This window comes from Enterococcus sp. BSD2780061688st2 D3 (assembly GCF_005844145.1).
GTDB lineage: Bacteria > Bacillota > Bacilli > Lactobacillales > Enterococcaceae > Enterococcus_B > Enterococcus_B durans.
Map to the genome: position 1 here is coordinate 73,473 of NZ_SPHN01000002.1, position 20,436 is coordinate 93,908.

Sequence of the window (20,436 nt, forward strand, 5' to 3'; positions counted from 1 at the left end):
TTAGTATGGAAAAAGTTTATCATGCTGGAACGAATGAAGGACTTATCGATTTTATTAATATAGAAGATTTAGAACTTGCTGCAACACAAGTCATTCCTAACGGTGGATATGGGTATATCAGCAGTGGAGCAGGAGATCTTTTTACGTATCGAGAAAATGAAAAGGCTTTTAACCACCGATTGATCATTCCTCATGTCTTAAAAGATGTAGAATTGCCTGATACAACGACCGGTTTTTCGGGTGAAACATTAACGGCACCGATCATCATGGCGCCAGTAGCAGCCCATGGATTGGCTCACGAACAGGCGGAAAGAGCTTCTGCAAAAGGAGTGGCAGAGTTTGGGACTATCTATACAGCAAGTTCATATGCTTCCTGTACATTAGAAGAAATCAGGAAAGCGGGCGGAAATACCGCACCACAATGGTTCCAATTTTATATGAGTAAAGATGATGGTATCAATACAGATATCTTAGAAATGGCCAAACGCAATGGCGCTAAAGCTATCGTCTTGACAGCGGATGCAACAGTTGGCGGTAATCGTGAAACAGATCGACGAAACGGATTTACCTTTCCTTTGCCAATGCCGATCGTCCAAGCATATCAATCCGGTGTAGGACAAACGATGGATGCCGTTTATAAATCGTCTAAACAAAAACTGAGTCCTAAAGATATCGAGTTTATCACTACCCATTCAGATCTACCAGTGTATGTCAAAGGTGTCCAATCAGAAGAAGATGTCTATCGTTCACTTGATTCGGGTGCGCAAGGTATCTGGGTATCGAACCATGGAGGAAGACAATTAGATGGTGGTCCTGCTTCCTTTGACTCTTTACAATATGTGGCTGAAGCAGTGGATAAACGTGTACCAATCGTCTTTGATAGTGGTGTTCGTCGTGGGCAGCACGTTTTTAAAGCAATTGCCTCAGGTGCGGATCTAGTTGCCATTGGAAGACCTGCTATATACGGATTAGCCCTTGGAGGAAGTACAGGGATCAAACAAGTATTTGATTTCTTCAAAAGAGAACTTGAAATGGTCATGCAATTAGCAGGTACGCAAACGGTAGAAGACATCAAAAAGGCGAAATTGAGGGAGAATCGGTTTATTTAAGTACGTATAGAAAAAATATTGATTGAGCGAAAGAATGACATTGAACTGATATGTTCGTGTTTCTTTCGCTTTTTTGTAGTAAGTACTGTTTATTTAGTAATAGGGGGCAAGATTTACTTTTTCCAATAAGAGAATAGCTGTGAAATATACATATTCGTAAAACGTTGACTATTCTATATTGTAAAATATTAAATAAAAATTCTGTCATATCAAGAATATTAACTTATCCAAAAAATTGCGTGAGCATAATATTCCATTAAAAATTTATCAAGTGATAAAATAAATTTATCGATCGATCATTTTTTAAGGGGGATTAGATGTTTTTAGCATTAAATGAAATTGTTCATTCAAAATTACGCTATGCTTTAGTAGCTGGAGTCATGTTTTTGATTGCTTACCTTGTCTTTTTTTTAACAGGATTAGCTTATGGGTTGGCACAAGATAATCGTACAGCAGTGGATAAATGGGAAGCCGATTATATCGTTTTATCCAAAGATTCTAACACAAATCTTGGGATGTCGATGATCACGAAAAAGACAGCCGAAGAAGTGAAAGGTGGAGAAGTTGCGTACTTAGCGCAAACACCTGGAGTAGTAACTAGCAAGGACAATAAAGATGCGGGTAAGATCAATGTGAGTTTTTTTGGTATCGATCCAAGTCAATTCTTAATGCCGAAGCTTGTGGAAGGAAAAGAATTTTCTGGAAACGATGAAGCAGTTGGGGATATCAGTTTGAAGGAAGAATATGGACTGAAGATTGGCGATACGGTCAAACTTTCTGGAAGTGATAAGACATTTAAGCTGACAGGTTTTACAGAAAATGCCAAATTCAATGTTTCACCAGTCTTATATACGACTCTTGATGCGTATCAAGAGATTCGTTTTGAAAAAACAGATACTAGTGAAAATGCGCGAATCAACGGTGTAGTGGTTAGGGGCAGTGTCGATAAAATGCCTGATGATCTCGAAAAAATCAGTATTGCAAAATTCATCAATGAATTGCCTGGATACAATGCACAAGTATTGACTTTTGGCTTTATGATCGGCTTTTTGATCGTGATTGCAGCAATCGTGATTGGTATTTTTATTTATGTGTTAACGATGCAAAAAATCAATATTTTTGGTGTACTAAAAGCGCAAGGGATCACCGGTGGTTTTATTGCACGTTCGGTAGTAGCGCAAACATTTTTACTTTCAGTTTTTGGTGTTGCTCTGGGATTGTTGGGAACAGTAGGAACTTCCTTGGTGTTACCAGATACCGTACCTTTCCAAAGTAATTGGCTTTTCTTTGGAGTGATCAGTGTCTTGATGTTAGTAGTCGCTGTTTTAGGCGCGCTATTCTCAGTTCGGACGATCGTAAAAATCGATCCACTAAAGGCGATTGGATAGGAGGAAAATAAAAATGGCAGCAATTGAATTTAAAGAAGTGGAAAAGAGTTTTCAAGATGGCGATCAGATCGTCCACGCACTGAAAAAAACGAATGTGCGTATTGAAAAAGGCGAATTCGTCGCAATCATTGGACCTTCTGGATCAGGAAAGAGTACATTTTTAACGATGGCTGGTGGATTGCAGACGCCTAGTAAAGGCTCTGTACTGATCAATGGGGAAGAGTTCAGTAATCAGCCTGAAAGTAAACGGGTGAAACTTCGTTTTAAAGAGATTGGCTTCATTTTACAAGCTTCAAACTTGGTTCCGTTTCTAACGGTGAAAAAACAGCTGATTTTGGTGGATAAAGTGAAACATGAGAAACGACAAGAGAAAGCTAACGAATTGTTTGAACAGCTAGGGGTCGACAGTTTGGTCAATAAATACCCAGAAGAACTGTCGGGCGGTGAACGACAAAGAGTAGCGATTGCAAGGGCTTTGTATAACGATCCTTCAATCATTTTGGCGGATGAACCTACAGCTAGCTTAGATTCTGAAAAAGCGAGAGAAGTAGTCGATATACTCGCGAAAGAGTCAAAAGAAAAGAATAAAGCGATCATTATGGTCACACATGATACAAGACTTATTGACAAATGTGATAAAGTCTTTATGATGGAAGATGGTGTTTTTAAAGAAAAAACAGACTAAGCCTGAAAAGAGGGTGTGCATATGGTTCATCGCTACAATAAAGATACGCAAGAAAAGATTTTGAAGGAAGCCAATCGCTTGTTTATGTCAAAGGGATATCTGGGTACTTCAACTAGGGAGATAGCCCAGAGAGCTGGAATCACTCAACCGAACTTGTACCATTATTTTAGTGATAAAGAAAAATTATACAAAGCAGTTCTTGAAGAACATCTGACGACAGTCGGTCAAGATTTAAGAAAAATCTCAGAAACAAGCGATGTGACCTTTCAGCAAACATTGACAGCGATGGCGAGGTATTTGATTGACAGTCATTTGGTCGATCTATTCATGATGCTCCATGATTTGAAACAAAACATTTCAAGCGAAACGAGAAACCATCTTTTTGCGTTATGGAAGAAAAATTATCGTGAACCTTTTGAAGTCATTTTTTCAAAGAACCGAGAAGCACTTCGAGAAAATGTCACACAAGAAATTGCAGCCAGACATTTCTTTTTGATCCTCTCGCCATATATCACACAAGCAGGCAACTCTGTTGAAAAGTCCATGACTGTGGAACAGTTGATCGACTTATATTTACACGGCGTGATCAGTGAATAGTTGTGCTGAACAAAAAATTTAACAGCAACCAGCGGATCATCGTGAGGCACACGATGAAGGGATGAGACAATTCCTTCATACGTGTGTCTTTTTTGACTAAAAATTCAATTTAAGTTGTCTTTAAGCTTAACATCGTATTGTTTGCTTCACGAGGTGAAAGAACATGAAGAAAGTGATTCTGATTCTTTTTATTGGGTTACTCGGTGTGATAGCGAGCAATGAATCCAACTTTTTTGATAAACAAACAGCTGCAGAAGAAGCAAGTACTAGTCAAGAAAAGGCCACGCAAGCTGCAACGACGAGTTCGACAGAAACAAAAACGATGGTAAAAATTGGAAAAGAAGATAGCACGCTATATGCAGACGCTGCGTTGACAACCCCATTAACAGTAGTCAATGGTGGGGAGCTTACTACTTATCTCACCCAAAAAGATGATGCGTATCAAGTAACCACAAATGACGGGACGACGGGATATCTAGCTTTGACAAATGGGAGCATAGTGGAAAAAACAGTGCAGGAGACCCCAACAGACTTATCTGATGCGGTGATCGTAATCGATCCAGGTCACGGAGGAAGTGATACGGGTGCGTTGAGTACTAACGAAGAAATAGAAGAAAAAACGATTACTTTGAGTACAGCTAAGAAAGTAAAGAAAGAACTTGAAGCAGCAGGTGCTACGGTTTATCTTACCCGAACTAGTGATACATTTGTACAGCTAGGAGATATCTGTACGTATAGTGAAGCAAAAAAAGCGGATATTTTTATCAGTCTGCATGCTGATTCTACAGAGTATGCCAATGAGGCAACAGGAATCACGACGTACTACTATTATCAAGAGAACGAAAAATTAGCCCAGACAGTTTCGGATTCATTTGACGATTTGCCGCTTGCCTCAAGAGGCATTGCAACAGGCAATTATCAGGTCTTACGGGAAAATCTTCAACCTGCGCTCTTAGTAGAGATGGGGTACATGAATAATGATGCTGATCTAGCAGAAATGACGACTTCTTCCTATCAACAACAACTAGCAGAAAGTTTAACTGAAGCGTTACGCGATTATTTTGAACTTCAAGGTTGAGCAGCTTCGTATGCTGTATTTAAAAAAAGAAAAAAAGAATAAACGGTGGGAGCAGAAGCAACTCCCTCGGAAATAAGCCGAAATTCACAAAATTTGACAAGCGATTTTCGTTGATTCCTTCTTATTTCTAGGAGTTGAACACTTCTGTCCCCGCCTTTTTTTTATAATTTCTCAAAGCTAAACGGCTTTTGTTTCGACCTCTTTGATTTGTGAAGATCAGCCCATCAATCTTTTGGCTTTTTCTGTATTGGCAAAGTGAAGTTTGGCGTAATTTTCCAGTAAAGGTAACCCGCCTTTTTGTAAAATCTTAGCGGCTACGTGATCAGATTTTGTGCCAGCACCAGAAGGCAGTGTAAAACCTAGTTCTGCAGATGCTTTATCGAGTTCTTCTAAAAAACTCGCGCGACTGATGATAGAGGCAGCTGCTACAGCTAGATGGTATTGTTCCCCTTTAGTAACGAAATAAAGTTTTTCTTGGATTTGATTTTTTTCTGACTGTACATATTTTTTAAAGTTTGCTTCTGGCGTGAACTGATCGATCAAAATAGCATCAGGTTTAGTGGGTGCTATTTTTTGCAACAACAAATGGATTGCTTGATTGTGCAAAGCGACCTTCATCCGGACTGCATTATACTTTGGCTGGATCTCATTGTATTTCTTCGGGGATAAAACAAGTAGCTGATAGGGTATCGTTTCTTTTAGTATCTTCGCTAATTGAACGATCTGTGGATCTTTCATTTCTTTTGAATCGCGCACACCTAATTTTTTCAATAAATCAAGTTTTGTTTTGTCGACATATGCGGCACAGACGGTCAGCGGGCCAAAGTAACTCCCATTGCCGACTTCATCACTTCCTAGGACGGATAAATGAGGAAGATCAGGTGGCAAATCAGTACTTTTGCTATTTTTTTTGGCTGCTGATTGGGCTTCACCCCAAAGACCAGCTTCTTTTTCTGCATTTGTGCCTTGAAACATGACTTTCCCAGAAGTATAAGCAGTGATCGTGGTGCCGTTTTTTTTGGCTACAAAAGATGTATAAGGAACTTTTTTTGGTAATAAAAAAGTTGAATAAGCTTGTTTCATTTTTTCGATCTGTTTAGCAGTTGTTTTTATAATTACGTTACTCATGGTGCCTCCAATTTATTGACATTGTCCAATATAGTTTGCTCTCCATACATTCTAAACATAAGAATAGTAGGAGACATAGCATTTTTTTTTAGTTTATCATATAATGATAAAGTAAATTAAAGAAATGTGTGTACAGCTGTTAAATCATTAACTTCATGGTACACTAGATAATAATTTTATCAATAGGGGGAAATGATTCGGATGGCGCACGAAAAAACACGCTATAAAGCAGTGATTGCCGACCAAACTTACACGATCATTGGACGTGAAACGAAACATCACATGGATATCGTGACAAATTTGATCAATGAACAATTAGCAGAGTTGAAGGAATTGTCACCTCAAATCGATAACGAACAAGCAGCTATTTTGATGGCTGTCAATGCGCTCTCGGATCAATTGAAAAAACAAGAAAAAAATTTAGAACTTGAAAAAGAAGTGGCAAACTTAAAGAAAAAAATGATTAAATTTACCGAAATGGAGAACCGTATCAAACGGATCGAAGCAATTGAAAATGAAGCTCGAGAAGTTTTGAAAGAAAACGGGCAACCTGACCGTGAAATCAAAAATCATATGGAAGCACAACAAATCTTGAATGAAAAAAGAAAAGGCCAAATCAAACAAAAATCTTCAAATTAACGAGGAGAAAGGAACGTGGCATGTTAAGTTTATTGATTTTATTTATTTTGCTGATTGCGTTTTTTTCAGGGGCCAGGCGAGGTTTTGCTATGCAAGTGGTTTATACGATAGGCTATGTACTATCGTTTTTTGCGGCCCAGCATTTTTACAAACAGTTAGCGGATCATTTAGAGTTATATATTCCTTATCCAGCAGTGACTTCTACATCTAAAATGGTCTTTTTTGATCAAGCGATCTCTTTTAGATTAGATGAGGCTTTTTATGCAGGGGTGGCCTTCTTGCTGATTTTATTGGCGGGTGCGTTAATCACTCGCTTCATCGGGATTTTTGCTCACAGTTTGACCTATGTCCCTGTATTGAGGCAAGTAGACTGGCTAGCAGGCGGTGTGCTGTCTGTTGTGGTTGCTTATGTGACGATTTTCTTACTTTTGAGCTTATTGACTCTTGTTCCAGTAGATTTTATCCAAAATCAATTTAGTGGGAACAGTCTTGCACGCTTTATTGTTGAGAAGACACCGCTATTGAGTGACAAAATCCATGATCTATGGGTAACGAATATCATCAATCAATAGGATTGATGAAACAAAACGATTGAAAAGAGGTTGTGACAGGACGGCAGAAGCGAAAGAGCTGATGCGAAGAGTTACAACTTTTTTTAGTGAAAGATAAGGTGATAAAGTGAATAACCGAATCCTTGAAACATTAGAATTTGAAAAAGTAAAACAGCTTGTCCGTCAATATTTAGTGACAGCTCAAGGACAAGAAGAACTAGTGAAATTAGTTCCTGTTAATCAGAAAGAACACATCACGGATTGGTTGGCTGAAACAGAGGATGGATTGAAAGTCCAACGTTTACGTGGAGGCATCCCGATACCAAAATTGGAAAACATCCGACCACATATGAAACGGATCGAAATCGGTGCAGATTTGAATGGGGTTGAATTAGCGGAAGTTTCTCGTGTGTTATCAACAACTAGTGAATTGAAACGATTCATTGATGATCTAGCTGACAGCGAAATCGACTTCTATCGTTTGTATTTTTGGGCTGACCAGCTAGTTACGATCCCGGTTTTAAGCCGTCGACTAAAAGAAGCAATCGATGAAGATGGCAGAGTGACAGATGATGCTTCACCAGAACTAAAAAGTATCCGTCAAAACATTCGTCGCAGCGAACAAACGGTTAGAGAGCAATTAGATGGCATCGTTCGAGGGAAAAACGCGAAATATTTGAGTGATGCAATCATCACGATGCGAAATGATCGCTATGTTATTCCAGTAAAACAAGAATATCGTGGTGTGTTTGGTGGCGTAGTCCATGACCAAAGTGCTTCTGGTCAAACTTTATTTGTTGAGCCAAAACAAATCGTTGACTTGAACAACCGGTTAAGACAGTACCAGATTGCCGAACTTAATGAGGTCCAACGAATATTAAGTGAATTGTCAGCAGAGCTTGTTCCTCATCGTCATGAGATCATCCATAACGCATATGTTATTGGAAAAATGGATATAATGAATGCCAAAGCTCGTTTTGGGAAAGAATTAAAAGCAATTGTTCCGACAATCAGCGAAGAGAATCATGTTTTGCTCAAACAAGCACGGCATCCATTGATCGACCAAGAGAAAGTTGTGGCTAATGACATTACGATCGGTGAGAATTATCAAGCAATCGTCATCACTGGTCCAAATACAGGTGGGAAAACCATCACGTTAAAAACGCTTGGCTTACTTCAATTGATGGGGCAGGCTGGACTGCCGATCCCTGTAGGTGAAGATAGCCAGATCGGAATTTTTGAAGAAGTATTTGCCGATATCGGAGATGAGCAGTCGATCGAACAAAGTTTATCGACTTTTTCTTCTCATATGACCAATACAGTGGATATCTTAGCGAAAGTAAACGAAAAAAGTTTAGTTTTATTTGATGAGTTAGGTGCCGGAACAGACCCGCAAGAAGGAGCAGCATTAGCTATCGCTATCCTAGATGATCTAGGGAAAAAATCAGCGTATGTCATGGCAACGACTCATTATCCAGAGTTGAAAGTGTATGGTTATAATCGTGCCAATACGATCAATGCAAGTATGGAGTTTGATGTGGATACATTGAGCCCAACATATCGCTTACTGATCGGTGTTCCAGGTCGAAGCAACGCATTTGAGATCTCGAGTCGGTTAGGACTAGATCAAGATGTGATCAATGAAGCAAAACAATTGATGAATGATGAAAGCCAAGATTTGAATGAAATGATTTCTGATTTAGAAAGTCGTCGTAAAATGGCTGAAACAGAATACTTGGAAATGCGTCATTATGTTGATGAGGCACAGAGTTTGTATGAAAATCTAAAAGATGCGTATAGTTATTTCTTTGAAGAACGGGAAAAAGAACTAGAAAAAGCGAAAAAGAAAGCAAATGATCTGGTGGCGGAAGCAGAAGAAAAAGCCGATCACATCATCGCAGATATCCGAAAAATGCAACAACAGATTGGACAAGGAAATGTGAAAGAGCATCAATTGATTGATGCGAAAACACAATTAGCAAACTTACACCAAGAAGAACAATTGAAGAAAAATAAAGTATTGAAAAAAGCGAAGGAACAAAAGACGCTCAAACCTGGAGATGAAGTTCTTGTAACGACTTATGGCCAGCGAGGAACCTTGTTACGTAAAAACGGGGATCAATGGCAAGTGGAGATCGGTATCTTGAAGATGAATGTTTCTGAAAGTGAATTGATGCCAGTAGCTCCACAAAAAGAACCAACACAAAGAGTGGTGCATACAGTAAGATCAGAATCTGCCAGTCATGTGGCGAATCAACTAGATCTTCGGGGAAAACGTTATGAAGAAGCACTGACTGAAGTGGATCAATACCTTGATGCAGCAATCTTGGCTGGGTATCCTCAAGTCACTATTGTCCATGGTAAAGGAACAGGAGCACTACGCAAAGGGATCACGGACTATCTAAAAAATCATCGAAGTGTAAAAAGCTATGAATTTGCTCCCGCTAATCAAGGTGGGAATGGCGCAACGATCGTTAAGTTTAAATAAAACTTACTTAATGTAAGCAGAATGCTCGTTTCTGGAAAAGAAAAATGCTATAATACCATCAGACTAAAAAATGGAGGTCTTTTATATGTCACAAGTAGTTACAGATACGACATTTAACGAAGAAACAGACAAAGGCTTAGTATTGGTTGACTTTTGGGCAACTTGGTGTGGACCTTGTCGCATGCAAGCACCAATTTTGGATCAATTAGCAGAAGAATACGATGAAGATGAATTCAGGATCGTAAAAATGGATGTAGATGAAAATCCACAAACACCACAAGAATTTGGGATCATGAGTATTCCAACGTTATTGTTGAAAAAAGATGGACAAGTAGTAGAAAAAGCGATTGGTGTTCATACGAAAGAACAATTACGTCAAATGATCAGTCAATATCTATAAAATAGACAACCTTACTTATAAGGTCGTGAAAACTAGTTACAAGGGTTAAAAAGAGATCGTTCATTCGAATGCAGAGGGTGAGACAAAAAGTGATGTTTACTTTTGTCTCGCCCTCCTCTTTTTGCGCAGTATCATAATGTAGACGACACTTGTAAAATTTAATTTATTGTCAAAATAAATGACAGTGAAACAATGAATTTATCAATCATGTTATAATGAACACAATGAAATCTGAAAGGAAGTATACAATGAATGAACGTATCAAAAACAAATTAGCTTTACTTCCTGATCAACCAGGCTGCTATTTGATGAAAGATAAAAATGGAACGATCATTTATGTGGGAAAAGCAAAAATCCTAAAGAATCGTGTCCGTTCTTATTTTACAGGTAGCCACAATACCAAAACAGAACGATTAGTTAGTGAGATCGTAGACTTTGAATATATCGTGACTGAATCAAATATCGAAGCCTTGCTTTTAGAAATCAACTTGATCAAGAAGAACGATCCTAAATATAATATCATGCTAAAGGATGACAAGACGTATCCTTTTTTAAAAATCACCAATGAAAAATATCCACGTTTAGTGATCACACGTAAAGTATTGAAGGATAAAGCTTTCTATTTTGGACCTTATCCCGATGTCGGGGCTGCGAATGAAACAAAGAAAATACTTGATCGACTGTTTCCTTTACGCAAATGTAAGCCAAGTCAAACAAAAGAACCTTGTTTGTATTATCATTTAGGCCAATGTTTATGTCCGTATTACTTTGATGTCGATCCTAAGGTATACACGAAAATCGTCGATGAAGTAAAAGGGTTTCTAAACGGGGGACATGAAAAAGTCGAGTCAGAGATCCACCAAAAAATGATGCAGGCTGCCGAAAATATGGAATTTGAAAAAGCCGCAGAATACCGCGATCAGATCCGAGCAATCGAAACGATCATGACAAGACAGAAAATGACGAATACCGATTTAGTGGATCGAGATGTATTTGGTTATGCCATCGATAAAGGGTGGATGTGTGTCCAAGTATTTTTTGTGAGACAAGGAAAATTGATTGAACGTGACGTTTCTATCTTTCCTTTTTACAATGAAGCGGAAGAAGACTTTTTAACGTATATCGGCCAATTCTATCAAGAAAATGAACATTTCATCCCCAAGGAAGTCTTGATCCCTGATACGATCGACCAGTTAAGCGTGAAAGCTTTATTAGATACCAAAGTGTTACAGCCAAAAAAAGGCGAAAAGAAAAAACTAGTGGAACTTGCCAATAAAAATGCAGCGGTTGCCTTAAATGAACGGTTTGATCTGATTGCACGAAAACAGGAACGAACGATTGGCGCCGTGGAACGGTTAGGAAATGCAATGAACATCCCTACACCAACACGTATCGAATCTTTCGATAATTCCAATATCATGGGAACAAATCCAGTCGCTGCGATGGTCGTATTTATTGACGGGAAACCAGCAAAAAAGGAATACCGCAAATATAAGATCAAAACAGTGAAGGGACCTGATGACTATGCCTCCATGAGGGAAGTTATCTATCGTCGGTATGCACGTGTGATCCGCGAAGGCTTGCCTTTGCCTGATTTGATCTTGATCGATGGGGGAAAAGGCCAAGTCGATGTTGCAAAAGATGTGCTGGAGAACCAGTTAGGTATCGATATTCCCGTAGCAGGAATGGCCAAAAATGAAAAGCATAAAACGAATGAATTACTTTTTGGTTCAGATCTAGCTGTCGTTCCATTAGAAAGAAATTCACCTGAGTTCTTTTTATTGCAACGAGTACAAGATGAAGTCCATCGATTTGCAATTACCTTTCACCGACAACTTCGAAGTAAAAATAGTTTTGCTTCGCGCTTAGATGAAATCGAAGGATTAGGACCAAAACGGAAAAAAACTCTTTTGAAAGAATTCAAATCTCTAAAAAATATTACAGCAGCAACAGTCGAAGAACTTCAACAAATCGGCTTACCTAAAAATGTCGCACAAAATGTTTTTGACAAATTACATGAAAACTAACAAAGGACGCTTTACAAACACTGTAAAGTGTCCTATCATTTTTTATAAGAAAAATGATAGCCAACAATCGTTTCGGTACAATAGGGGGTATTTCTTCTTAAACGTCAGGTTCCCCTCTTGGTTTTATTCTTACGAATGTATGCGATTTATTTTTTGAAGAAATATACTAGTGGCGAAGGAGTGAAACGATGTTAGAAGTTAAAGATCTGGTAAAGACTTTTGGGAACTACACAGCTGTTGACCATGTATCATTTCAGATTCCAGATGGAAAGATCATGGGATTGATCGGGCAAAACGGGGCGGGAAAAACCACGACGTTTCGACTGATTTTAGATTTTTTGACACAGGATCAAGGGGAAGTATTATGGAATGGTCATCATTTAGGAGAAAAAGATTACGATATCATTGGGTATCTGCCTGAAGAACGAGGCTTATATCCAAAAGTGACGATTCAAGATCAACTGGTGTATTTTGCGGAATTACGAGGAAAATCAAAAAAAGAAATTGAACCGAAAATCGATTTTTGGATGGAAAAATTCCAAGTAAAGGGCAAGAAAACAGATAAAGTCAAATCGCTATCAAAAGGAAATCAGCAAAAGGTACAGTTGATTGCTACGTTGATCCATGAGCCCAAGCTGATCATCCTAGATGAACCATTTAGCGGGTTGGATCCAGTAAACGCAGAACTATTGAAAGATGGGATCATTGAATTAAAAGAGAAGGGTTCTTGTGTGATCTTCTCAAGTCATAATATGGATAATGTTGAAAAAATCTGTGATCATTTGATCATGTTGCGAAATGGGAAAATGGTTTTAGATGGAAAAGTACATGAAATCAGAGAATCTTTTGGCCGAACAAAAGTATTTTTAGAATCTGATCTGACACAACAAGACGTAGCTGAAATCGAAGGTGTTAAAAATGTGACCCTTCATGAAGACCAAACATTGGAAGTCACATTAGAAGATCCAGATGCAGGAAAAGAGATTTTCACGCGAGCAACTCAGTTTGGCTACATTCCGATGTTCAATCAGCAACCGCCTACTTTGGAAGAGATCTTCAAAATGAAAGCAGGTGAGATGGATGCGTAAATTTTGGATCATTACAAAAGATGTCTATTTAAAAAATATCAAATCTATTTCTTTTCTGATCATGATCTTAGTTCCATTTATTATGATGGGGGTCATTTACGTTGCAGGGAATTTTGCGCAACAAAATAGTGAGGTCAATAAAATTGGGGTCCTATCAGATGATCCACAGTTGACACAACAACTAGGTCAAGTGAAAACAGATGATTTTGAGTTTAAAGCAATCGATTCGACAAAAAAGGCACAAAAAGAATTGGCAGATGAAAAAATCGATGCCTATATGACCGTTTCAGTAGCTAACGAGGAGGTTAAAGGGAAACTCTATAGCGAAAATTCATTAGGGCAAAGTACGCAGTTACTTATCCAACAACAACTGACGGGTGTGCAATCGATGCTTAGAGCAAGTACGCTGGGCGTTTCGCCAGAAGAAGTAGCAAGTCTTAGTCAGCCAGCAAGTTTTTCCCGACAAAAAGTCAGTTTCAACGATCAAGGAAAGATGACTGTGGGAGAAGACAATTCTGATGTACAATATGTAGTTAGCTATGTCGCAACGATCATCTTGTTCATCATTATCTTGACGTATGCACAAATCATTGCACAGGAGATTGCTTCTGAAAAGGGTACGCGTATCATGGAAGTGATCTTATCTAGTACAACGGCTCAAAAACATTTCTATGGCAAATTGACAGGCGTTTTGCTTGTTGCTGTGACACAAATGGCATTATATGGCGTGATTTTTGGCGTCGGATTTAATCAATTCAAAAATATGGATATCGTGAAAAGTGCTTTAGATGGGATTTCTTTAGATAGCATTTTTGGACCATTCCTATGGTATTCATTGCTATTCATGTTTTTTGGTATCTTGATATTCGCTGTTCTAGCAGCACTATGCGGATCATTAGTGAATAAAGCAGAAGATACAGCAAAGGCGATTTTACCTGTCACCTATTTATCGCTAGGTGGATATATGTTAGGTCTGATCTTAGGTGCGTCTGATCCTAATAATATCGTCATTCGTATCACCTCTTATATTCCATTCCTTTCTTCTTACATCATGCCTGTTCGTTTAGCGAATGAAACGGTCGATGTGAGTGGAGCGATGGTGTCACTTGTCATATTGATCGTAGTCACTTTTGTTTTAATGTTTCTTTCTGCAAATATGTACAAATCCAATGTGCTTGTTTATAGCGAGGGTGGACTATGGAGTTCATTGAAACAATCGATATCGATCATGAGAAATGAACGCAAAAAAGCGTAACACAAAACGAAGATGAAGAAACATGTTCATTAAGAGGAGTTTTCTTAGTGAACATGTTTCTTTTTATAGATAGACCAATATTTTTTTGATCCGAAGTGAATTAAGATTTTAATGTTGAAAAAAGCGCTTATATTCACTATAATTTTAAGTATACCAATCTGGAGGTCTTAGAATGGATCAATATTTAGAGTTATTGTCAGAAAAATTCCCTACAACGGAAGATGTGATCACAGAGATCATTAATCTGGAGGCAATATTGCAGCTTCCGAAAGGGACAGAGCTGTTTTTAAGTGATATCCATGGAGAATTTCCAGCGTTCGATCATATTTTGCGTATTGGTTCAGGAAATTTAAAAGAAAAAATCAAAGAGTTGTTTCATGATTCTTTGGATGAAGAAGACATCAAACAACTGACGATCTTTGTTGCTTATCCAGAATATGCTGTCACAACTGAATGGTACGAAAAGCAAGACAAATCACAGCTGATCCATCAATTGATCGAATTGTTACGTTTTACTTCTGTAAAGTATACACGTTCAAAAGTTCGAAAAGGACTGCCTAAAGAGTATAGTTACATCATTGAGGAATTATTGTATATCGACGACCGAGTTGCCGGCAAAAAAGAGTATGTCAAAAAAATCATTGATCAATTGACGTTGATGGGTGAAGAACAGCGTTTTTTGAAAAAATTGGCGCAGACGATCCAAACAATGGTCATTGATCATGTCCATATTGTTGGGGATATCTTTGATCGAGGTACCCAAGCTGCAAAAGTGATGGATCGACTGATGAAATTCTCATCTATCGATATCCAGTGGGGAAACCACGATCTTTTATGGCTTGGCGCTTATTGCGGTTCGGAAGCCTGCTTATTGACACTGTTAAGGATTGCCGCTCGGTACAACTATTTATTTGATTTGGAGAAAGAATATGGCTTGAACTTTCGTATTCTAGCTTCTTTTTCAAATGATAATTATGATGAAAATCCTCTGTTTACACCAAAAAATCATGAGGAGTTAACAACAAGAGAACGAAAAGAAATGGAGAAGATCCATCAGGCACTTGCAATCATGCAATTTAAAGTGGAGTCACAAATATTGGAACGACGACCAGAGTTTGAGATGGCCCAACGAGATTTATTGACTCAAATCGATTATTCTCACAACACGATCAAGTTAGACGGAACGGTTCATACGATCAATGGCGCTTGCTTTCAAACGATTGATCCAAAGAATCCGAATCAATTGTTGCCAGAAGAAAGACAAGTGATCGATAGCTTGATGTACTCATTTCAACATTCTTTGAGAATGAAGAAGCATATGGAATTTTTGTTGACCAAAGGAGCAATGTATCTGACATATAATCAGCATCTTTTGTTCCATGGATGTATACCGATCGATCAAGAAGGTGGCTTCCTGTCATTTTCTTTAGAAAATAAAAGTTATTCTGGTAAAGAATTATTGGATTTCTTTGAAAAGCAAATCCGAACTAGTGCGAAAAAGATTACTGTGAAAGATGATCTGGCAACAGATTTGATTTGGTATGCTTGGATCGGTCCATTTTCGCCGCTCTTTGGGAAAAGTAAGATGGCAACATTTGAACGTTACTTCCTAACCGAAAAGGAAACTCATATAGAGAAAAGAAATCCTTATTATACTTTAAGAAACGAGGAATGGTTCAGCAAGAAAGTTCTTAAAGAATTTGGTGTAGAAGAAAATGGATCAGTCATCATCAACGGTCATACTCCGGTCAAAGTCAAAAAAGGAGAATCACCGATCAGAGCCAATGGTACCGTCTTTGTGATTGATGGTGGACTATCGAAGGCGTATCAAAAAACGACTGGGATCGCTGGTTATTCGCTATTGTGTAACTCTTATGGTTTTCAAATCGTTACCCATTACCCCTTCCTTGGTATTGAACAGCAGTTAAATAAGAAAAGTAATCAAGCAGATGTCAAGAAAGTGATCGATCAACAACTACCTAGAAAATTTAACCGAGACACATCCAAAGGAATAGAGTTGCAACAACAAGTCAACCAATTGAAACGTTTATTGGCTTATCAACGCAAACAATAAAAAAATACGCGGAAGACTGATAGATTCAAGTGATCTGCGTATCATATTGCATTAATATTCTTGCACAAAATAGGTGAACAGCTGCTGATCAAGTGGATTTGTGCGGTGAGTAAGCTCTGGATGCCATTGGACACCTAATAGTTTTAGTTCCGTACTTTCCACGCCTTCAATCAGGCCATCCGGTGAAAGAGCAGTAGCTTTTAAATCAGGGGCCAATTCTTTTACTGCTTGATGATGGTACGAATTTACAAAATACGATGTAGGAAGAAATTTATTTAATGTCGCATCCGTAAGAATAGTGACTTCATGAGTGGCAAATTGTGGCTCAGTCGGAAATTGATCGTGTTTGACAGACCAGTCGGAATATAGAGATAGGTCTTGGTATAAGCTTCCTCCAAGGGCGACATTCAAAAGTTGCATGCCACGACAAACTGCGAGGATCGGTTTCTTTTGTTTTAGTGCTTCTTTGATCAATGCTTCTTCAAAATGATCTCTTTGTAGATTCGTTTCCATCAGTTTAGGATGCGGAGCTTCATGATAAAGTTGAGGTGAAACATCTTGACCGCCTGCAAGGATCAGCTTGTCGATCTGCTGGATGTAAGAAGACGCACTGCTAGGTTCAGAGATCGGCAAGATCATAGGCAGTCCGCCAGCCTGCTGGACTGCGTTGACAAATCCTTGAGGGGTATAGGTTACTTGGTTTCCCTGAAAGGTATCAGTTGCTCTGATCAACTGATTACCGGCAATTCCAATGATAGGTGACATAAAAATTCCTCCCAATAATAAATTAGACATATTCTATCAGTAATTTAAAAATTTTTAAAACACTTTGTATATATGAAGAAAAAACTTATTTTGTCGTTCGTCCCTTTGGAAAAATAATTTTTTACAAAGAGAATGAGAGAACGCTGTTGAATTCTATTCATATTTTGTTATACTTTAATTAAAGTACGAATAAAAAAGGTTGGGCGCAAGCTTCAAGGATCTAGTTCTTCAAGGGGTGAGAAGAACGTTTTTTGAAAGTGCCTGATTTTAAACAGTTATCTTAAAAGGGTACATACTTTCAATGAAAAAGAAAGCATGTGCCCTTTTTTTTAACAGAAAGGATGTGTGAATTTTGCTAGAGGCTCTAGAGAAGATAAAAGAAGCGGAACAAAAAAATCAACAATCGTTGGTCAAATTGAACGAAGAATTAAATAATTATTCTGAGTCAAAAGAAAAAGAATTAGCAGCAATAGAAGAAAAACATGGGCAACAGTTAGCGCAGTTGATCGAGGAGAAAATCAGTTTGGAAGAAAAACAAACTGCAGAACAAAAAGAGCAGTTGAAGGCAACTGAAAAAGAACTTCAGGAACGCTTGCTTGAGCAATATCAGACACATCAAGAACAAGCAATCGCGGCGATTATCGAAAGGGTGATACAGACATATGGCCGTCACTAAGATGGAAAAAGTGACTCTCATTTCAGATAAGAAAAATCAAGAGCAGATCCTGCAAGCTGTCCAAGGAATGCATGCTGTTGAAATTCGTGACCTTTTTCAAGAATCTGAGAATAATGAATGGGTAGAAAAGTATTTCCCTGAAACAGCTACGATCGACAAAGAATCTAAAGCAGCCGTTTTGACAAGTGAACTATCAGAAATAAGAACAGCGATTCAATTTATTGAACATCACGGGGAAAAAGGACAGAAAAAAAGACATCTAAAAAGACGGGAACTCTCTTTGCAAGAATTGGAAAGAGATTACTCTGAAGAGGCGTTTCAAAGAAAATTAAATGAAGTACTCTCACTGAAAGAACGATGGGAACAATTGATAGATGAACGTGATCAGTTAGAAAGTGAAGAAGAATGGTTGAATAACTGGCAAAATCTTGATGCGACACCTTCTGCTTTTCTTAGTCAGGTTACGTCATTCGTCATCGGAACAGTCAGTGCAGCCAATGCCGAAGCCTTCAAAGAAGAACTGGCAAAGATACAAGATATCTATCTTGAGGAAGTCAACGCGACACAAACAACGGTCTATTTTGCTTATATCGTTTTGCAAAACAAGATGCAAGCTGTAGATGATATCACTAGTCGTTATGGGTTCGTCAAAGAAGAGTATAAATACGAAAATAGTCCGCGCCAACAGCTAAATGTTGTAAAGAAACAACTAACTGAAATCAGTAAGCAACAAAAGAAGCTTGCTTCTGAAATTGCTAGTTGCAGCGGCTATATTGTTGAATTTGAATGGACAGAAGAAATCCTTTTGGCTAGAGCAGAGCGAGTAGCAATCACGAATCGACTGGTCTGCTCACCATACTTGATCATTGTGCAAGGTTGGATAGATAGTGAAGAAAAAGAAGATTTTATCCATTTGTTGCAACAAGAACATTTGGCAGAAGAAGTATATGTCAGTTTTGAAGAACCAACGGTGAACGAAATAGCAGAAGAAGTACCAACTAAACTGAAAAATCATCCAATCGTAGCACCATTTGAAATGTTGACGGAGATGTACAGTTTGCCAAAGTATGAAGAGGTAGATCCTACGCCATGGATGACCCCATTTTATCTAGTCTTTTTCGGGATGATGGTGGCTGATATCGGGTATGGATTACTGATGTTTCTAGGCGCTTTTCTTGTCCAAAGATTCATCGTACTGCCTCGTAGTATGCAGCGATTTGCTAAATTTTTTGAGATCTTAGCGGTCCCTTCAATTATTTGGGGATTCATCTATAGTTCCTTCTTCGGAAACGAGCTGCCAAAAGAGATAGGTGGTATCCATTTACCGTTTCCGATATTATCAACGACCAACGATGTCAATACGATCTTGATCTTGTCTGTCATCTTTGGCTTGATCCAGATACTAGTTGGATTATTTATTGCAGCAAAGGAAAATATAAAACGTAAAGCGTATATCGATGCGGTCAATGAAGGTTTTGCTTGGCAAGGGATTTTGATGGGGATCATCTTTGTTTTGCTAGGCATGATGATCTTAAAGAACCAAGCATTTGTTTACCTAGGAATCGGATTAGCAGTTCTTTCCGCATTGTGCATCCTGATCATTCCTATTTTTCAATCTTCATCGAAAGTCAAAGGGATGGCGAAGGGTGCCTATAACTTGTATGGCTTGACCGGATATATCGGAGATTTGGTCAGTTACACTCGTTTGATGGCTTTAGGAATATCTGGAGGGAGCATCGGTGCTGCGTTCAATATGTTAGTGGCATTCATGCCGCCCGCTGCACGTTTTAGTGTGGGGATCATCCTGATCATTGCACTTCATGCCCTTAATATGTTTTTGACACTTTTAAGTGCATATGTCCATGGTGCAAGACTACAATACGTTGAATTTTTTGGGAAATTTTATAGTGGAGGCGGACGTGCCTTCAAACCGTTCAAAACAGCGGAGAAATACGTCAACATCAATCATAAGAAAAAATAGATATAATTGGAGGAATTTGAAACAATGATGGATTATTTGATTAGTCAAAACGGTGGAATGGTATTTGCGGTATTAGCGATGGCAACAGCAACGATTTTTTCAGGGATTGGATCTGCTAAAGGAGTTGGTATGACAGGGGAAGCTGCAGCAGCTTTGACGACAAGCCAACCGGAAAAATTTGGTCAAGCACTGATTTTACAGTTGCTTCCAGGGACACAGGGACTTTACGGATTTGTTATTGCCTTTTTGATCTTCATCAATTTGGGAAGCGATATGACAGTTGTTCAAGGACTTAATTTTTTAGGTGCCTCTTTACCAATCGCATTTACGGGCCTATTTTCTGGTATCGCTCAAGGGAAAGTTGCCGCTGCTGGTATTCAAATCTTAGCGAAAAAACCAGAACACGCAACGAAAGGAATCATTTATGCGGCGATGGTAGAGACATATGCTATTCTAGGATTCGTTATTTCTTTCTTACTTGTTCTAAATGCTTAAGATTCATAAGGA

The 20,436-nt window shown here is 38.5% G+C and carries 18 protein-coding genes and 1 other annotated feature; of the genes, 16 read left to right on the forward strand and 2 right to left on the reverse strand.

The genetic code is table 11. The features are described 5' to 3' along the window. Positions 1 to 5 precede the first annotated feature (5 nt). The 5 genes from FGQ66_RS02590 (at position 6) to FGQ66_RS02610 (ending at position 4,857) form a co-directional block, all read left to right on the forward strand. A complete protein-coding gene (locus FGQ66_RS02590; RefSeq protein WP_138301606.1) occupies positions 6 to 1,109 on the forward strand; it encodes an alpha-hydroxy-acid oxidizing protein in 1,104 nt (367 codons plus the stop codon). A gap of 317 nt (positions 1,110 to 1,426) precedes the next feature. Next, a complete protein-coding gene (locus tag FGQ66_RS02595; protein WP_138301608.1) occupies positions 1,427 to 2,497 on the forward strand; it encodes an ABC transporter permease in 1,071 nt (356 codons plus the stop codon). 13 nt (positions 2,498 to 2,510) lie between these two features. After that, the gene (locus FGQ66_RS02600) at positions 2,511 to 3,182 is read left to right on the forward strand and encodes an ABC transporter ATP-binding protein (protein ID WP_005878346.1); all 672 of its coding nucleotides are present in this window, start codon (positions 2,511 to 2,513) and stop codon (positions 3,180 to 3,182) included. 21 nt (positions 3,183 to 3,203) lie between these two features. Continuing rightward, positions 3,204 to 3,779, forward strand: a complete 576-nt coding sequence (locus FGQ66_RS02605; protein ID WP_005878348.1) for a TetR/AcrR family transcriptional regulator — start codon at positions 3,204 to 3,206, stop codon at positions 3,777 to 3,779. A gap of 163 nt (positions 3,780 to 3,942) precedes the next feature. Then, on the forward strand, positions 3,943 to 4,857 hold the full coding sequence (locus FGQ66_RS02610) for an N-acetylmuramoyl-L-alanine amidase family protein (protein WP_138301610.1): 915 nt from the start codon (positions 3,943 to 3,945) through the stop codon (positions 4,855 to 4,857). Positions 4,858 to 5,073: 216 nt separating this feature from the next. On the opposite strand, the gene rnhC is transcribed toward FGQ66_RS02610, so the two are convergent. Beyond that, positions 5,074 to 5,985: a ribonuclease HIII gene (rnhC, locus tag FGQ66_RS02615; RefSeq protein WP_138301611.1), complete on the reverse strand. Its 912-nt coding sequence runs from the start codon at positions 5,983 to 5,985 to the stop codon at positions 5,074 to 5,076. A 201-nt stretch (positions 5,986 to 6,186) separates the two neighbouring features. Here rnhC and zapA point away from each other — a divergent pair, with 201 nt between their 5' ends. The 8 genes from zapA to FGQ66_RS02655 all read left to right on the forward strand — a co-directional run bounded on the left by zapA (position 6,187) and on the right by FGQ66_RS02655 (position 16,507). Continuing rightward, the gene (zapA, locus tag FGQ66_RS02620) at positions 6,187 to 6,624 is read left to right on the forward strand and encodes a cell division protein ZapA (protein WP_005878354.1); all 438 of its coding nucleotides are present in this window, start codon (positions 6,187 to 6,189) and stop codon (positions 6,622 to 6,624) included. A 20-nt stretch (positions 6,625 to 6,644) separates the two neighbouring features. After that, entirely contained in the window at positions 6,645 to 7,196 is a 552-nt protein-coding gene (locus FGQ66_RS02625) for a CvpA family protein (RefSeq protein WP_053109216.1), read from the forward strand. A 106-nt stretch (positions 7,197 to 7,302) separates the two neighbouring features. Beyond that, entirely contained in the window at positions 7,303 to 9,663 is a 2,361-nt protein-coding gene (locus FGQ66_RS02630; protein ID WP_138301612.1) for an endonuclease MutS2, read from the forward strand. 85 nt (positions 9,664 to 9,748) lie between these two features. After that, entirely contained in the window at positions 9,749 to 10,063 is a 315-nt protein-coding gene (gene trxA / locus FGQ66_RS02635) for a thioredoxin (RefSeq protein WP_053109215.1), read from the forward strand. A 248-nt stretch (positions 10,064 to 10,311) separates the two neighbouring features. Next, entirely contained in the window at positions 10,312 to 12,090 is a 1,779-nt protein-coding gene (uvrC, locus tag FGQ66_RS02640) for an excinuclease ABC subunit UvrC (RefSeq protein WP_212745817.1), read from the forward strand. A 188-nt stretch (positions 12,091 to 12,278) separates the two neighbouring features. After that, positions 12,279 to 13,178, forward strand: a complete 900-nt coding sequence (locus FGQ66_RS02645; protein WP_138301615.1) for an ABC transporter ATP-binding protein — start codon at positions 12,279 to 12,281, stop codon at positions 13,176 to 13,178. Continuing rightward, complete coding sequence (locus FGQ66_RS02650; protein ID WP_115234568.1) at positions 13,171 to 14,433, forward strand: ABC transporter permease; 1,263 nt, start codon at positions 13,171 to 13,173, stop codon at positions 14,431 to 14,433. Before FGQ66_RS02645 ends, FGQ66_RS02650 begins: the two co-directional genes overlap by 8 nt. Positions 14,434 to 14,605: 172 nt before the next feature. Next, positions 14,606 to 16,507 carry a fructose-1,6-bisphosphatase gene (locus tag FGQ66_RS02655; protein ID WP_138301616.1) on the forward strand — a complete coding sequence of 634 codons (1,902 nt, stop codon included), beginning with the start codon at positions 14,606 to 14,608 and terminating at the stop codon, positions 16,505 to 16,507. A 51-nt stretch (positions 16,508 to 16,558) separates the two neighbouring features. Here the strand turns inward: FGQ66_RS02655 and FGQ66_RS02660 are convergent, their stop codons facing one another. Beyond that, a complete protein-coding gene (locus FGQ66_RS02660) occupies positions 16,559 to 17,272 on the reverse strand; it encodes a gamma-glutamyl-gamma-aminobutyrate hydrolase family protein (protein ID WP_138301618.1) in 714 nt (237 codons plus the stop codon). 197 nt (positions 17,273 to 17,469) lie between these two features. Continuing rightward, positions 17,470 to 17,517 (forward strand) — a sequence feature (sodium ion sensor (DUF1646 type); this cis-regulatory element may regulate processes involved in with the transportation of sodium ions). A 161-nt stretch (positions 17,518 to 17,678) separates the two neighbouring features. Here FGQ66_RS02660 and FGQ66_RS02665 point away from each other — a divergent pair. From FGQ66_RS02665 to FGQ66_RS02675, 3 genes are read left to right on the forward strand one after another with little or no spacing between them, the layout of a single operon-like run. Continuing rightward, positions 17,679 to 17,948, forward strand: coding sequence for a hypothetical protein (locus FGQ66_RS02665; protein ID WP_249361092.1), 270 nt, complete (start codon positions 17,679 to 17,681; stop codon positions 17,946 to 17,948). Further along, entirely contained in the window at positions 17,935 to 19,929 is a 1,995-nt protein-coding gene (locus FGQ66_RS02670) for a V-type ATP synthase subunit I (protein ID WP_138301620.1), read from the forward strand. The genes FGQ66_RS02665 and FGQ66_RS02670 overlap by 14 nt, the downstream gene beginning before the upstream one ends. Positions 19,930 to 19,953: 24 nt before the next feature. Beyond that, positions 19,954 to 20,424, forward strand: coding sequence for a V-type ATP synthase subunit K (locus tag FGQ66_RS02675; protein WP_005878375.1), 471 nt, complete (start codon positions 19,954 to 19,956; stop codon positions 20,422 to 20,424). Positions 20,425 to 20,436: the final 12 nt, after the last annotated feature.